This is a genomic window from Jatrophihabitans sp. (assembly GCA_036389035.1).
Classification (GTDB): domain Bacteria; phylum Actinomycetota; class Actinomycetes; order Mycobacteriales; family Jatrophihabitantaceae; genus Jatrophihabitans_A.
In genome coordinates this window covers 196,615-210,935 of sequence record DASVQQ010000007.1, presented here as the reverse complement: position 1 = coordinate 210,935, position 14,321 = coordinate 196,615, and the positions used below count along the sequence as shown (strand labels likewise).

Annotated in this window: 16 protein-coding genes, 1 other RNA gene and 1 riboswitch; of the genes, 12 read left to right on the top strand and 5 right to left on the bottom strand. The window is 71.2% G+C overall.

Going from position 1 to position 14,321, the window contains the following annotated elements; translation table 11 throughout:
• Positions 1 to 10 precede the first annotated feature (10 nt).
• The 5 genes from pucL to VF557_03545 all read left to right on the top strand — a co-directional run bounded on the left by pucL (position 11) and on the right by VF557_03545 (position 6,019).
• Positions 11 to 868: a urate oxidase gene (gene pucL, locus VF557_03565; protein HEX8079264.1), complete on the top strand. Its 858-nt coding sequence runs from the start codon at positions 11 to 13 to the stop codon at positions 866 to 868.
• A 135-nt stretch (positions 869 to 1,003) separates the two neighbouring features.
• Entirely contained in the window at positions 1,004 to 1,873 is an 870-nt protein-coding gene (locus VF557_03560) for an FAD binding domain-containing protein (protein HEX8079263.1), read from the top strand.
• Positions 1,864 to 2,391: a (2Fe-2S)-binding protein gene (locus VF557_03555; GenBank protein HEX8079262.1), complete on the top strand. Its 528-nt coding sequence runs from the start codon at positions 1,864 to 1,866 to the stop codon at positions 2,389 to 2,391. The genes VF557_03560 and VF557_03555 overlap by 10 nt, the downstream gene beginning before the upstream one ends.
• Positions 2,388 to 3,737: an 8-oxoguanine deaminase gene (locus tag VF557_03550; protein HEX8079261.1), complete on the top strand. Its 1,350-nt coding sequence runs from the start codon at positions 2,388 to 2,390 to the stop codon at positions 3,735 to 3,737. The genes VF557_03555 and VF557_03550 overlap by 4 nt, the downstream gene beginning before the upstream one ends.
• Positions 3,738 to 3,763: 26 nt before the next feature.
• Positions 3,764 to 6,019, top strand: coding sequence for a molybdopterin cofactor-binding domain-containing protein (locus tag VF557_03545; protein ID HEX8079260.1), 2,256 nt, complete (start codon positions 3,764 to 3,766; stop codon positions 6,017 to 6,019).
• A 73-nt stretch (positions 6,020 to 6,092) separates the two neighbouring features.
• On the opposite strand, the gene VF557_03540 is transcribed toward VF557_03545, so the two are convergent.
• The 5 genes from VF557_03540 to ffs all read right to left on the bottom strand — a co-directional run bounded on the left by VF557_03540 (position 6,093) and on the right by ffs (position 8,448).
• Positions 6,093 to 6,350: a Txe/YoeB family addiction module toxin gene (locus tag VF557_03540; GenBank protein HEX8079259.1), complete on the bottom strand. Its 258-nt coding sequence runs from the start codon at positions 6,348 to 6,350 to the stop codon at positions 6,093 to 6,095.
• Positions 6,347 to 6,592 (bottom strand): type II toxin-antitoxin system prevent-host-death family antitoxin, encoded by a 246-nt coding sequence (locus tag VF557_03535; GenBank protein HEX8079258.1) that lies wholly within the window; start codon positions 6,590 to 6,592, stop codon positions 6,347 to 6,349. The genes VF557_03540 and VF557_03535 overlap by 4 nt, the downstream gene beginning before the upstream one ends.
• A gap of 40 nt (positions 6,593 to 6,632) precedes the next feature.
• On the bottom strand, positions 6,633 to 7,451 hold the full coding sequence (locus VF557_03530; protein HEX8079257.1) for a class I SAM-dependent methyltransferase: 819 nt from the start codon (positions 7,449 to 7,451) through the stop codon (positions 6,633 to 6,635).
• 51 nt (positions 7,452 to 7,502) lie between these two features.
• Positions 7,503 to 8,270, bottom strand: a complete 768-nt coding sequence (locus VF557_03525; protein ID HEX8079256.1) for a 3-oxoacyl-ACP reductase — start codon at positions 8,268 to 8,270, stop codon at positions 7,503 to 7,505.
• An 81-nt stretch (positions 8,271 to 8,351) separates the two neighbouring features.
• Positions 8,352 to 8,448: signal recognition particle sRNA small type (gene ffs, locus VF557_03520), an RNA gene on the bottom strand.
• A gap of 52 nt (positions 8,449 to 8,500) precedes the next feature.
• Positions 8,501 to 8,567: riboswitch (guanidine-III (ykkC-III) riboswitch) on the top strand.
• Positions 8,568 to 8,577: 10 nt separating this feature from the next.
• Between ffs and VF557_03515 the strand changes: the two genes are divergently transcribed.
• The 7 genes from VF557_03515 (at position 8,578) to VF557_03485 (ending at position 14,281) form a co-directional block, all read left to right on the top strand.
• Positions 8,578 to 8,892 (top strand): SMR family transporter, encoded by a 315-nt coding sequence (locus VF557_03515; GenBank protein HEX8079255.1) that lies wholly within the window; start codon positions 8,578 to 8,580, stop codon positions 8,890 to 8,892.
• Positions 8,893 to 9,060: 168 nt separating this feature from the next.
• The gene (locus VF557_03510; protein HEX8079254.1) at positions 9,061 to 9,660 is read left to right on the top strand and encodes a hypothetical protein; all 600 of its coding nucleotides are present in this window, start codon (positions 9,061 to 9,063) and stop codon (positions 9,658 to 9,660) included.
• Between the two features lie 104 nt (positions 9,661 to 9,764).
• Positions 9,765 to 10,301, top strand: coding sequence for a MauE/DoxX family redox-associated membrane protein (locus tag VF557_03505; GenBank protein HEX8079253.1), 537 nt, complete (start codon positions 9,765 to 9,767; stop codon positions 10,299 to 10,301).
• Entirely contained in the window at positions 10,298 to 11,059 is a 762-nt protein-coding gene (locus VF557_03500) for a hypothetical protein (protein ID HEX8079252.1), read from the top strand. The genes VF557_03505 and VF557_03500 overlap by 4 nt, the downstream gene beginning before the upstream one ends.
• Positions 11,056 to 11,562, top strand: a complete 507-nt coding sequence (locus VF557_03495; protein ID HEX8079251.1) for a hypothetical protein — start codon at positions 11,056 to 11,058, stop codon at positions 11,560 to 11,562. Before VF557_03500 ends, VF557_03495 begins: the two co-directional genes overlap by 4 nt.
• Complete coding sequence (locus tag VF557_03490; GenBank protein HEX8079250.1) at positions 11,559 to 13,469, top strand: twin-arginine translocation signal domain-containing protein; 1,911 nt, start codon at positions 11,559 to 11,561, stop codon at positions 13,467 to 13,469. The genes VF557_03495 and VF557_03490 overlap by 4 nt, the downstream gene beginning before the upstream one ends.
• Positions 13,466 to 14,281, top strand: coding sequence for a hypothetical protein (locus VF557_03485; protein ID HEX8079249.1), 816 nt, complete (start codon positions 13,466 to 13,468; stop codon positions 14,279 to 14,281). Before VF557_03490 ends, VF557_03485 begins: the two co-directional genes overlap by 4 nt.
• Positions 14,282 to 14,321: the final 40 nt, after the last annotated feature.

Here is a 14,321-nt window from a genome sequence, read left to right as displayed (position 1 = left end):
GCGCGAGCTGATGGCGATCCTCGGCGAGAACCGGTACGGCAAGGCCGAAGTGCGGGTGGTGCACGTCGACCGCGGCCAGCAGCCGCACGCCATCCGGGACTTCAACGTCTCGGTCAGCCTGGCCGGTGACATGCTCCAGACGCACCTGTCGGGCGCCAATGACCAGGTGCTGCCGACCGACACCCAGAAGAACACCGTCTACGCCCTGGCCCAGCGGCTCGGCGGCGTCGAGCCCGAGGTGCTCGCGTTGGCACTGGCGCGTCACTTCGTCGAGGGCCGGCCGGGCATCACGCGCGCCCGGGTGCAGGTGGACAGCTACGGCTGGACCTCGGTCGGGCCGCACTCGCTGGTCCGCTCCGGCGGCGAGGTCCGCACCGTCACGGTGGTGCACGACGAGCAGTCCGGCAGCTGGGTGCTCGGCGGCCTGCGCGAGCTGACCCTGCTCAACACCACCGACTCGGAGTTCCGGGGCTTCGCCCGGGACGAATACACCACGCTGGCCGAGACCACCGACCGGATGCTGGCCACCAGCGTCGAAGCGCGATGGCGGTTCCGGACCGCTGACTGCGACTGGGCGGCGGCGCACCAGCGGGCCCGGCAGGCGCTGATCCAGGCCTTCGCCGACACCTACAGCCACTCGCTGCAGCAGAGCCTGTACGCGATGGGCTCGCGGGTGCTGGCCGAGGCGCCCGAGCTGTGCGAGGTCCGGCTGGCGTTGCCGAACAAGCACCATTTCCTGGTCGACCTGAGCCCGTTCGGCCTGCCGAACGACAACGAGGTGTACCTGGCCGCGGATCGGCCCTACGGTTTGATCGAGGGCCAGCTGCTGGCCGAGGACGCGGCCGACGCCGGGCCGGCCTGGTCCTGACGCGCGGTGAGGGTGGGCCGCGTCAGCGGCGCACGCCGGCCCGCGCGCGGCTATCGTCGCTGGAAGCCGCTGGAAGCCGCTGGAAGCCGCTGGGAAAGTCTCGCTGGAGATGTCGCTGGAGGAGGGGGTGGGCCGATGGAGTTCCTGCGACCGGCATCCTGGTCCGACGCCCTGGCGGCCAAGGCCGAGCAGCCGGCTGCCGCGCCGCTGGCCGGTGGCACCGACCTGATGGTCGAGATCAACTTCGACCGCCGCCGGCCCGAGGCGCTGCTGGACCTCAACCCGATCAGCGAGCTGGCCGACTGGGCGCTGGACGGCGACCAGCTGGTGCTGGGCGCGACGCTGCCCTACACCCGGGTGATCACCGAGCTGGGCGATCAGCTTCCCGGCCTGGCGATGGCCTCGCGCACCATCGGCTCCCCGCAGATCCGCAACCGCGGCTCGATCGGGGGAAACCTCGGCTCTGCCTCGCCGGCCGGCGACAGCCACCCGGTGCTGCTGGCGCTGAACGCGGTGGTCGAGGTGGCCTCGGCCCGCGGCAGCCGGCTGATCCCGGTCGATGAGTTCTACCTCAGGCCCAAGCGCTCGGCGCTGGCTCCGGACGAGCTGATCCGCGCCGTCCGGATCCCGGTGGGCGCGGGCCCCTGCCAGTTCGCCAAGGTGGGCACCCGCAACGCGATGGTGATCGCGGTCTGCTCGTTCGCCCTTGCCCTGCACCCGGTCACCGGCTCGGTGCGCACCGGCATCGGCTCGGCGGCGCCGACCCCGCTGCGCGCCCCCGACGCCGAGGCGTTCCTGGCCGGCGAGCTGGACTCGACGGGCCACTGGGAGTCCCGGGACGCACTGCGGCCGGAAGTGGCGGCCAGGTTCGGCGAGCTGGTGGCCCAGGCCGCCTCGCCGATCGACGACGTGCGGGGGGTGGCCCGCTACCGGCGTCAGGCGCTGGCCGTGCTGGCCCGGCGGACCCTGACCTGGGCCTGGCAGGAGTACCGCGCATGCGCCTGAACACGACGGTGAACGGCGAGGCCCGGCAGGTCGATGACGTCTGGGAGGGCGAGAGCCTGCTCTACGTCCTGCGGGAGCGGATGGGCCTGCCCGGCAGCAAGAACGCCTGCGAGCAGGGTGAGTGCGGCTCGTGCACGGTCTACCTGGACGGCGTGACGGTGTGCGCCTGCCTGGTGGCGGCCGGCCAGGCCGAAGGCCGCAGCGTCCGGACCGTCGAGGGGCTGACGGCGGGCGCTGACCTCGATCCGATCCAGCAGGCCTTCATCGACGCCGGCGCGGTGCAGTGCGGTTTCTGCACGCCCGGCCTGATCGTGGCCACCCATGACCTGCTGGCTCGCCGGCCGCATCCCGAGGAGGCTGAGATCCGGGAGGCGCTGGCCGGCAACCTGTGCCGGTGCACCGGCTACCAGCAGATCATCGAGGCGGTGCAGGCAGCCGCCGACGCCGGCCGGGACGGCGCGGGCCGGGACAGCGCCGGCAGCGGTGAGGCCGGCAGCGGTGGGGCGGGCTCGCCATGATCGTCCTGGAGGGCGGCCACGTCGCCACCGTGGACGCGGCCGGCACCGAGCACCCGTCCGGCCACGTGGTCCTCGACGGCGCGACGATCGTCGCGGTCGGCCCGGGTCCGGCGCCGGCGGAGCTGCGGGCCGGCGCCCAGCTGCTCGACACCACCGGCTGCCTGGTGACCCCGGGCCTGGTGAACACCCACCATCACCTGTACCAGTGGCTGACCAGGGGCTTCGGCACCGACAGCACCCTGTTCGGTTGGCTCACCGAGCTGTACCCGCTCTGGGCCCGGATCGACGCCGACGCGGTGCACGCGGCGGCCTCGGCGAACCTCGGCTGGCTGGCGCTGTCGGGATGCAGCACCAGCACCGATCACCACTACGTCTTTCCCAAGTCCGGCGGCGACCTGCTCGAGGCCACCATCAGCGCCGCGCTGGAGATCGGAGTGCGGTTCCATCCCTGCCGGGGCTCGATGGACCTCGGCGAGTCCGCGGGCGGGCTGCCGCCGGACTCCGTGGTCGAGGACCGGGAGTCGATCCTGATCGCCACCGAGGCGGCGATCGACCGGTGGCACGATGAGTCCCCAGCGGCGATGACCCGGATCGCGGTGGCGCCCTGCTCGCCGTTCTCGGTCACCGCCGAGCTGATGCGCGAGGCCGCCGAGCTGGCCCGGAGCAAGGGCGTCCGGCTGCACACCCACCTCGCCGAGACCGCTGACGAGGAGCAGTTCTGCCAGCAGACCTATGGCCGATCTCCGGCCGAGTACCTGGCGGAGCTGGACTGGCTGGGCCCGGACGTCTGGCTGGCGCACTGCGTGCACCTGTCGGATCCGGCCATTGCCAGCTTGGCCGAGACCCGCACCGCGGTGGCGCACTGCCCGACGTCCAACGGCCGGCTCGGAGCCGGCAGCGCCCGGGTCCGGGACCTGATCGACGCCGGGGTGGCGGTCGGCCTGGGAGTGGACGGCTCGGCCTCCAACGAGGCCGGCCGGCTGGTGGACGAGCTGCGCGCGGCGATGGTGACGGCCCGCTCGCACGGCGGGCCGCAGGCGCTGACCGCTCGCGAGACGCTGCGGCTGGCCACCGTCGGAGGTGCTGCGTGCCTGGGCCGCGAGTCCGAGCTGGGGTCACTCGAGCCCGGCAAACTGGCCGACGTGGCGGTCTGGCGGTTGGACGGCCTGGGCCTGGCCGGGGGCGCTGACCCGGTGTTCTGCTGGGCGTTCTCGTCCTCCGCGCCCCTGGAGCTGCTGCTGGTCAACGGCCAGGGGGTGGTCGCCGACGCGACCCTGCTGACCGCCGACAGCGGGCGGCTGGCCCGCGAGGCGGCTGCTGCCAGCGCGCGGCTGGTGGCCCGATGAGCACCGGTACCGGCACCGGTACTGACATGAGCACCGGCACTGGGACGGGGACCGTCACCGAGCGCACCGCTGCCGGCACGGTGGTGGCCGGCGGCATCGGCTCCAGCCCGGTGCGCCCGGATGCCAACCTGAAGGTGCGGGGCGAGTTCGCCTACTCCTCGGACATGTGGCTGGACGACATGCTCTGGGGCGCCACCCTGCGCAGCCCGCACCCACGGGCCCGGATCGTCTCGATCGACCTCACTGAGGCGCTGAAGACCGTCGGCGTGCACGCGGTGCTCACCGCCTCCGACGTCCCGGGGCACAACCGGTACGGCCTGGAGATCGCCGACCAGCCGGTGCTCGCCGAGCGGGAGGTGCGCTACCAGGGCGAGCCGGTGGCGCTGGTGGCCGCCGACCATCCGGAGATCGCGCGGCAGGCCTGCAAGAAGATCGCGGTCGAGTACGAGGTGCTGGCGCCGATCACCGATCCGGTGGCCGCCAGCACCCCCGGCTCGCCGCTGGTGCACGAGAACCCCATCGCCGGGCACGCCATCGAGGGCAACGTGCTGCGCTCGGTGCACATCGAACGCGGCTCGGCCGCGGCCACGGCCGAGGTGGTGGTGACCGGTGAGTACCAGGTCGGCATGCAGGACCAGGCCTTCCTCGGACCCGAGTCGGGGTTGGCGGTGCCGGCCGAGGACGGTGGCATCGACCTCTTCATCGCCACCCAGTGGCTGCACGCCGACCAGAGCCAGGTGGCTGCCGCGCTGGGGTTGCCGGCCGCCAAGGTGCGGTTCACGCTGGCCGGCGTCGGCGGCGCCTTCGGCGGTCGCGAGGACGTCTCGATGCAGGTCCACGCGTGCTTGCTGGCGCTGCGGACCGGCCGGCCGATCAAGATGGTCTACAGCCGCGAGGAGTCCTTCTACGGCCACGTGCACCGGCACCCGGCGCTGCTGCGCTACGAGCACGGCGCGGACTCGACCGGCCGGCTGGTCTACGCGCGGGCCTCGATCGTCCTGGACGGCGGCGCCTACGCCTCGTCCTCGACCGCGGTGGCCGGCAACGCGGCGACCCTGGGCTTCGGCCCGTACGAGATCCCGAACGTGACGATGGACTGCCTGGTGACCTACACCAACAACCCGCCGTGCGGGGCGATGCGCGGCTTCGGCGCGGTGCAGGCCTGCTTCGCCTACGAGTCCCAGATGGACAGGCTGGCCCAGGCCTGCGGTTTGTCACCGGTCGAGCTGCGGTTGCGCAACGCGATGAGCGAGGGCTCGGTGATGCCGACCGGCCAGCTGGTCGATTCCGCCGCACCGGTCGCCGAGCTGCTCTGCCGGGTCCGGGACGCGCCGATGCCCGTCGAGCCGGGCGACGGGCCGCGTGACGTGCGCGAGCTGCCCGGCGGGGTGTCCAACACCACCCACGGCGAGGGTGTGGTGCGCGGCGTCGGCTATGCCATCGGCATCAAGAACGTCGGGTTCTCCGAGGGGTTCGACGACTACTCGACCGCCCGGGTGCGGTTGGAGCTGCTGGGCGACACCCCGGTCGCCTCGGTGCACACCGCCGCCGCCGAGGTCGGCCAAGGCCTGGTGACGCTGCTGCAGCAGATCGTGCGCACCGAGCTGGAGGTGTCCCAGGTGACGGTGCTGCCGGCCGACACCAGCATCGGCTCGGCCGGTTCGACGTCGGCGTCGCGGCAGTCCTATGTCACCGGTGGCGCGGTGCGGGCCGCCTGCCAGGCGGTGCTGGCCAAGCTGGCCGAGCGCGGCGGCCGGCTGGGCGACGAGCCGATCGATGAGACCGTGCAGTGGCGGCACCGGCCGACCACCCCGATCGACCCGCTGACCGGGCAGGGCAACGCCCACGTGCAGTACGCCTTCGCCGCGCACCGGGCGGTGGTCGACGTCGACACCGAGCTGGGGCTGATCAAGGTGGTGCAGATCAGCACCGCGCAGGACGTCGGCAAGGCGATGAACCCGCAGGCGGTGCTGGGCCAGATCCACGGCGGCACCGCCCAGGGCCTGGGGCTGGCGGTGATGGAGGAGATCCAGCTGCACGAGGGCAAGCTGCGCAACCCCTCGTTCACCGACTACCTGCTGCCCACCATCCTGGACATGCCGCCGATGCGGGTGGACGTGCTGGAGCTGGCCGACCCGCACGCGCCCTACGGCCTGCGCGGCGTGGGCGAGCCGCCGACGATCTCGTCGACGCCGGCCATCGTGGCCGCGATCCGGGACGCGACCGGGCTGGCGCTGAGCCGGGTGCCGGTGCGTCCGGAGCACCTGACCGACCCGACCTGATCCCGCTTCGGGCGAGCAGCTACTTCCGCAACCGAAGTCCCGTGCCAGTGGACATGAAGCAGGACTCCTCGGTTCAGGAGTAGTGGTAGCGCGCCTGCAGCACCACGATGTCGTCGCCATCCACGAGGTAGACCAAGCGGTGCTCGTCACTGATGCGTCGGGACCAGCTGCCTGCCAGCGCATGGCGAAGCTGCTCGGGCTTGCCGATTCCGGCGAAGGGGTCGCGAAGCACGTCCTCGATGAGTCGGTTGATTCGCTTGAGGGTGTTCCGGTCAGCGGTTTGCCAGTACTTGTAGTCCTCCCAGCCGTGGGAGGTGAACACCAGTCTCACTGGCTCAACGCGCGCTCCTGGCGCTCGCCGTCATGTGCCTGCTGCAGGCTTTCCAGCAGGCGGCGGGCGTTGGCTGGTGAGCGGAGCAGGTGCGCTGTCTCTTCCAATGCGTCGTAGTCGGCTCGCGACATCAGCACGGCGTCACCACGCCGCGAGGTGATCTCGATCGGAGTGCGGTCATCGTTGACCTGCTCGATGAGCGGAAACAGGTTCTTGCGCGCTTCACTCGCGGTTATCGACATGAGCACCTTCCTACTGGTACCAAATATCGTACCACTAGCGTTACGAAACGCGAGCGGCCACCGTGATGAAGTGCGAGCTCAGTCCGGCAAGCGTGGGCTCGTGCTCAGTCGCCCGGACGGCCTGCAGGATGACCTCGCGATCAGCCGCGTCGTCCCAGCGGGCGTCCAGGTGCTTCAACCAGTGCGCGATGCCCTCGACGCCGACGGTCTCCCGGACGTCCAGGCCTGCCTCGACGGCCTCCGCGGCGAGTTCTTCAGCTCGGTGAAAGTAGGCGGTGGTGAACCAGTGGGGGTCCCCCGTCGGATTCTCGTGCCGCCCGGTCGCCAGGTCCTGTGCGACCACGGCGCGGAACTCGGGATCGAATAGGTACCCCCGGGCGAGTCCGTCGAACAACGAGGCGAACCTTGAGATGGCCATTCCCAGGATCAGGCCACCCGGCCGGACGACCCGGCCGGCTTCCTGCCAGGCGCGCAGCCGGTCCGCACGCTCGATGAGGTGATAGAGCGGACCGAACAGCAGCACGAGGTCGACCGATTCATTGGGCACCGGCAGCCGGCGCGCGTCGGCCACGTCCGCGCTGAACCTGCTGTGCTGGCCAAGGCGGGCTTTCGCCTGCTCGACATGGCCGGGCATCGGATCGATGAGCTGCACCTGGTGCCCGTCGGCGAGCAGCCATTCCGAGTGGATCCCGGTGGCTCCACCGACATCGAGCACGCGCGCGGAGGAGCCGGGCAGGTGGCGTCGCACGATCTCCTGCACCCGCGCGAACTCCAGCCGGCCGATGCCTTGGCGCAGGCGTGCGTCCTCGTAGTTCAGTTCGTAATGGGAGCGAATGGCGGCGAACGACGGATCCGACATGGGGCCACGCTAGCGACAGCGGCCGACCCTTGTGAGGCGCAGCGGCTCCTGCTAGATCGGGGGAATGTAGGAGCCGGAGAGGCCGCCGTCCACCAGGAACTGCGACGCCGTGATGAAGCTGGACTCGTCCGAGGCCAGGAACAGCGCCGCGCTGGCGATCTCCTGCGGTTCGGCGAACCGGCCCATCGGAATGCGCGCCAGCCGGCGCTCGGCGTCGTCGGGGTCGGAGTCGACCTGTTCCTGGGTCAGCGGCGTGCTGACTGGACCGGGGCACAGCGCGTTCACCCTGATGCCGTCGCGGGCGAACTGGACGCCGAGCTCGCGCGACATCGCCAGCACCCCGCCCTTGGCGGCGGTGTAGGAGATCTGCGAGGTGGCCGAGCCCATCACCGCGGCGAGCGAGGCCATGTTGATGATCGAGCCGCGCTTCTGATCCAGCATGTAGGGCAGCGCAGCCTGGCAGCACAGGTAGACCGAGGTCAGGTTCGCCTCCAGCACCCCGCGCCAGATGTTGGGGCCGGTGGCCAGGATCGACTCGTCGTCCAGCGGCAGGATCTCGGCGTTGTTGAAGGCGATGTCGACGCTGCCGTAGGTGTCGAAGGCGGTCCGGAACAGCGCCTGCACCTGGTCGGCGTCGGTCACGTCGACGGTGACGAAGGTGACCTCGAGTTCCTCGGCGACCGCGGCGCCGGCCTCGGCGTTGACGTCACCGATGACCACCTTGGCGCCCTCGTCGACGAACTTCCTGGCGGCGGCCAGGCCGACGCCGCTGCAGCCGCCGGTGATCACCGCGACCCTGCCCTGCAAGCGTGTTCCCACTGTCTGCCTTTCAGGTCTGCGGGCCGGCGAGCGTGTCGCAGGTCAACGGCCTCCGAGCCGGAGCAAGGGGGATGGTGGCACGAAAAGGACCCCCCGCGCACCCGCCAGAGCCTGCTTATCCTTGCTGCCTTCCGGCCCTGGGGAGGTTCACAGGATGAGCGCCACGCGAGGGGTCTGGGGCAAGTGTATCGTGCAGCTTTGCCCCCGCCTTCGCCGTGTGACACCTTCTAAGGGAGCTCGGCAATGGGGCTTCCGGACGATGGGTGCCGTACCCGGTGCGCGACAAGACGGCCCACAGGAGGCCGTGATGTCGTGGCTCGTTCTCGTGCTGTCGGGTGTGCTCGAAGCGGTGTGGGCCAGCGCCCTGGGTAAATCGCAAGGGCTGAGCCGGCTTGCTCCCTCGATCGTGTTCGTCACAGCCCTGGCCGCGAGCATGGCGGGGCTGGCCTACGCGATGCGCGCGCTTCCCATCGGCACCTCGTACGCGGTCTGGGTCGGAATCGGCGCGGTGCTCACCGTCCTCTATGCGATGACGACCGGCGGGGAGTCGGTATCGGCAGTGAAGATCCTGTTCCTCGTTCTGATCATCGGCGGCGTGATCGGGCTGAAATTCAGCCACTAGGACCAGTGAGCACTAGGAGCAGTGAGTCTGACGCCGCCGCTGGGCCCGGAGTGTTCGGCTGGCTCCGCGACCCGCCGCGCTATAGCTTTGCCCGGAACGCACCGATGGTGGACCTGTTCGGGCCGCCGCGTGGCGACGTCCACGCCTGCCCCGAGGAGTCCACCCCGCATGCTGCTCGATCGACGTTCGGTGCTGGCCGTTGCGCTGCTCAGCCTCAGCCTTGCCGTGGCCGGTTGCGACAGCTCGCGCGGCGACTCCGCACAGCAGCAGACCTCGCGAGTCGCGACTACCGCGTCGGCCAGCCTGTCGGCGCCGCTGCCCTCGCCGGCAAGTAGCAGCCCGCCGGCCGGCAGCGCCGCTGCCAGCAACCCCGCAGCTGGCACCACCGCGGCCGGCAGCCCGGCAACCAGCACCACGGTGGCCGGCACCACCGCGCCGCGACCGCCGGCGAGCGCGGTCAACGTCGGGGCCAGCCTCTGCACCGGCGCGGACATCGCGCAGAACACCGCGGACGCCTACATGGGCGCGCTCAGCGCCAACGACGCCCAGCAGGCCTCGGCCTGCGTGCTGCCGAACACGGTGCCGGCCACCCTCACCCGCAGCCTGCTGGCCAGCGCCTCGACCACCGCGGTGTACCTGCCCCGCGACGGCGTGGACGGCCCGTCCGTCTTCGGCTACCGGGGCAGCGGCAAGATGGTCGACGTCACCGTCAGCAAGCAGCCGGACGGCCGGTTCTGGGTCACCGAGGTCGTCGTCCTGAGCGGCTGACCCCGCACCGCAGGGCTGACATTGTCGGGCGGCCCGGTTGCGCGAGCCTGATACGCGTGTTGTGCTTGTTACTATTCGGGTCGACTTGCGACGTGTGGGGGACGGTGTTGATCGGTCTGGTGAGTGCGGCGGCGCTGCTGCTTGCCGCAGCCGGCCTGGCCAAGCTCCGGCAGCGCGCGCCCGTCCGGTCTGCTCTTGCCGCAGCCGGCATCCCCGGCGCCCAACGGCTCGGCGCGAAGGCGACGAACCGGCTTTCCGGCGCGGTCGAGCTGGCTGTCGCGCTGCTGGCGCTGCTGATCGGGGGCCGGGTCGGAGCCGCTCTGATCGCGGTCGCCTTCGGAATCCTGGCCGCACTCTCGGCGCGCATGATGAGCATCGAGTCGGGGCAGGACTGCGGCTGCTTCGCCAAGCCGGTGGCGGTCAGCCACTGGCACACCGCGGTGAACCTGAGCTGCGCGCTGGCCGGCCTGATCGCCCTGGTCCAGCCGGCCGGCTCGCTGATCAGCCAGTTCGGGCAGCAGCCGGTGACCGCCTCGGCGCTGCTGTTGGCTGCCGCCGTGCTGGCCTACCTGGGCTACCTTGTGATGACGGCGCTGCCCGAGCTCAACGCCGCCGCCGCCCAACTGGAGGTCACCGGGTGACTGCGCTGCTGATCGTCGAAACCGTCATCCTGGCGGTGCTGTGCGTGCTGGTCGCGGGCCTGCTGCGAGGTTATGCCGCCGTGCTGCGCCGGCTCCACCAGCTCGACGGCGGTGCCGCCGTCCAGTCCGGGCCGCCGCCGTTCCGCACCGACTCGAGGATTCCCGAGCCACCGGCCGCCAACGCCCCCCGGATCGAGGGCCGCGCCGAGTGGGCCGAATCCCACGACCTCGACGGGGTCTCGCTGCACGGTGAGATCGTCTCGGTACGCACGGTGGGCGTGGAACACGACACCATCCTGGCGTTCCTGTCCTCCAACTGCGAGGGCTGCACCGGCTTCTGGCAGGAGCTCGGCGAGCCCGGCTCCTGGACCACTCCGCAGGGCAGCCGGCTGCTGGTGGTCACCAAGGGCCCCGAGGACGAGAGCCCGTCGGTGCTGTCGCAGCTGTGCCCGGACGGGGTTGACCTGGTGATGTCCAGCCAGGCCTGGGCCGACTTCGAGGTGCCCGGTTCGCCGTACGTGGTGGTCGCCGACGGCCGCACCGGGCGGGTCAAGGGCGAGGGCTCGGGCAGCTCGTTCAGCCAGGTCGGCGGCCTGATCCGGCAGTCGGTCGAGGACAGCCGGCACCCGGCGATGGCGCGCAAGCCCGACGCTGATCGCCGGCGCGAGCGTGACGTGGACCGGATCCTGCTGTCGGCCGGCATCGGCCCGCAGGACCCCAGCCTGTACGCCAGCGCTGACCAGGAGGAGCGATCATGACCACGCCGGCCGGAAAGCGGCTCACCGGACACGGCCTGGCGGTCGGCCTGCCAGCGCGCTGGGAAGGCCGGCTCTACCGCCGGGTGGTGGCCACCGGCCAGCAGCAGCCCGGCAAGCAGCAGGCCTTCGGCTGGGCGGGTGAGCAGAGCCATCCCATCCTGCACCTGGGCAACTTCGCGCTACCGGCCTCGCGCGGTGACTACGGCACCGGCGCGGTCGAGCGGATGGGTCCGGAGAACATGTTCGTGGCCCTGCTGGAGTTCGGCGCCGACTGCCTGGGCACCGCGCTGTACGCGCCGGCCGGGGTGCCGCGGGTGCGGCCCGGCCAGTTCAACCCCAACGGCATGCAACGCCGGATCGCCGGCCAGGCCGGCTTCCAGCACTTCTTCACCGAGGCCAACCGGCCCTTCTGCCTGTACGTGGTGATCGGCTCGCATCGCAACGCGGTGCCGTTGGCCAAGCAGGTAAACGCCGTTCTGGAGCAGATCGAGGTGCAGCCATGACGGCTAGCCTGGCCGAACGAATCGTCAACCGGGTGGCTGAACGCAGCCAGCAGCCGCGTACCAGCCGCCGTGGCTTCCTCGGCGGCGCGGCGGTGGTAGGCGCCGCGCTGGCGGTGAATCCGTGGAGTTACCTGACCCGGCCGGCCAGCGCCTACGACGCGGTGTGCGGCTCCCACAACACCTGCGCCGACGGCTACTCGGTGTTCTGCTGCACCATCAACGGCGGCAACAACACCTGCCCGCCGAACTCCTTCATCGGCGGCTGGTGGAAGGCCGACAGCTCGTCCTTCTGCGGCGGCAACGCCCGCTACTACATCGACTGCAACGCCTACCGGGACGGCGCACACGCCTGCCGGTGCAACCAGACCACCTGCGACCAGCGGCTGGTGGCCTGCAACCAGTTCCGCTACGGCCAGTGCAACCCCCAGATTCCCTGGTCCAACACCGGGCCGGTGCTGTGCCGGATGGTCTCCTGCACGCCGCCGTGGGTCCAGTTCGGCAGCACCTGCAGCACCTCCAGCGCCACCGACAACAACACCCGCACCCATTCGGCTCCGTGCTTGACCGGCAAGGTCCCGGTCGGTGTCGTCGAGCAGGTCAGCTGCGTCGGCAACAAGGTGACGGTCAAGGGCTGGGCCTATGACCCGGACCAGCCGTCCACCTCGATCAAGGTCTCCATCTATCAGGACGGCAGGGGCCTGATGGGCATCAACGCCAGCCTGCCGCGCTCTGACGTCAACCGGTCCCGGGGCATCTCCGGCAACCACGGGTTCAGCGCCACCTTCACTGCCAGCACCGGCCGCCACACCTTCACCGTGTTCGCCATCAACATCCTCGGCGGCGGCCGCAACCCGCAGATCGGTGGCAAGACCATCATCGTCAACCCCGGGACGGCGCCGATCGGGCACCTGGACTCGGCCAACCCGGTCGGTGACAGCGTGGTGCTGACCGGCTGGGCCTTCGACCGCGACTCGCCGTCCACCTCGATCGCGGTCAACATCTACCAGGACGACAAGCCGCTGATGGGCATCCGCACCGCCGTGGACCGGCCGGATGTCAACTCCGCCTACAAGATCACCGGGGTGCACGGGTTCAAGGCCCAGTTCAAGGCCTCGGTGGGTGCGCACAACTACAAGGTGTTCGCGATGAACATCGCCGGCGGCACCGGCAACACCCTGATCGGCAACCACAGCCTGATGGTGAGAGGCGCGACGTCGACGACCACCACGGCTGCTCCGGCCGGCTTCGTCACCTCGCAGCCGCTGCCCGGGGAGCTGGAATCGGTCTCGGCCGCCGGTGGCAGCGTCCGGTTGACGGGCTGGTTGCACGACCCGGACGACGGCTCCGAACCGGCCGTGGCGGTGCACGAGGACGACCAGGTGCTGCACTGGTACCCCGTCGCCGGCGCACGAGGCCAGGACGGCAAGCGGGCCTTCGACCTCACCATTCCGGCCGGCACCGGGCTGCACACCTACTCGGTCTACGCGATGGCGCCGGCCGGCGAGGACGGCATCGACTACCCGCTGATCGGGCAGCAGGCCGTCCGGGTCAATCAGGACGGCGCCCTGGGCCAGGTCCGCGGCGTGCGGCGGTTCGGTGACACCGTCCGCATCACCGGGTGGGCTCACGACCCTGACCGACCCACCGCGCGGCTGGCCCTGAGCGTGTCGCGCGACGGCCTCGTCCTCGCCCCGCACCAGGTCACCCGGCTCGACACCGAGGCGGGCGACGCCTCGCAGGCTGGCGGGTTCGACCTGGTGATCCCGGATGTGCCGGGCACCCACAGCTACACGGTGTACGCCGCCAATCCCGGATCCGCCCGGCGCACCACGATCGGCGGCGGCTCGGTCTCCGACGACGACTCCGAGGACGATGAGACCGCCCTGTCGAACGGGGTGCTGGTATGACCGGCTGGCTGGCGGCGAGCGCCCTGCTGATCGCGGCGGTGTCCGGGGCGCGCGGCACTTGGTCACCGTGCGGGCTGTCCATGATCTCGGCGATCAACCCGCTGTCCGAGCGCTCCCGCGGCAACCGGTACTCACTCACCGCCCTCTGGTTCATCGCCGGCTCGGTGCTGGGCGGGGTGGTGCTCGGTGCGGCCAGCGGCGTGCTGGCCCTGGCGGCGCGCCCGTTGGCCGATCAGGGGACAGCCGCGCTGGCAGTGGCCGCCGTGGCCTGCCTCGTCGCGCTCGCGGCCGACCGGCGGCTCGCCGGCTTCCAGTTGCCGCTGCACCCGCGGCAGGTCAACGAGCTGTGGCTGACCCGCTACCGCCGCTGGTTGTACGCGGCCGGCTTCGGGCTGCAGATCGGTGTCGGTTTCGCCACCTACATCATGACGGCGGCCACCTACCTGGTGGTGGTGCTGGCGGCCCTGACCGGCTCACCGGCGCTGGCCGTGGCGGCCGGCGCGGTGTTCGGCCTGGTCCGCGGCCTGGCGGTGCTGCTCAGCGCCCGGTGCCGCAGCGCGCAGGCCCTGCGGCAGCTGCACCTGCGGTTGAGCGCGCTCGAGCCGGTCTCGCTGCGCACCGCCATGGCCGCTGAGGCGCTGGTCGCGGGCGTCCTGGGCTACGCGGCGGCCGGGGTGGTCGCCGGCTGCGCGGCGCTGCTGGCCGCGGGCCTGATCCTGACCGCCGACCAGGCACTTCGGCCAATTCGCGGCCGGGCACTTATGAAGAGCAGGCACAATCGCAACACTGAAGTGGTGCCCAGCGGGCACTAGCACTGGCAGGAACGCACGACAGCAGGACGCGCACGACCAG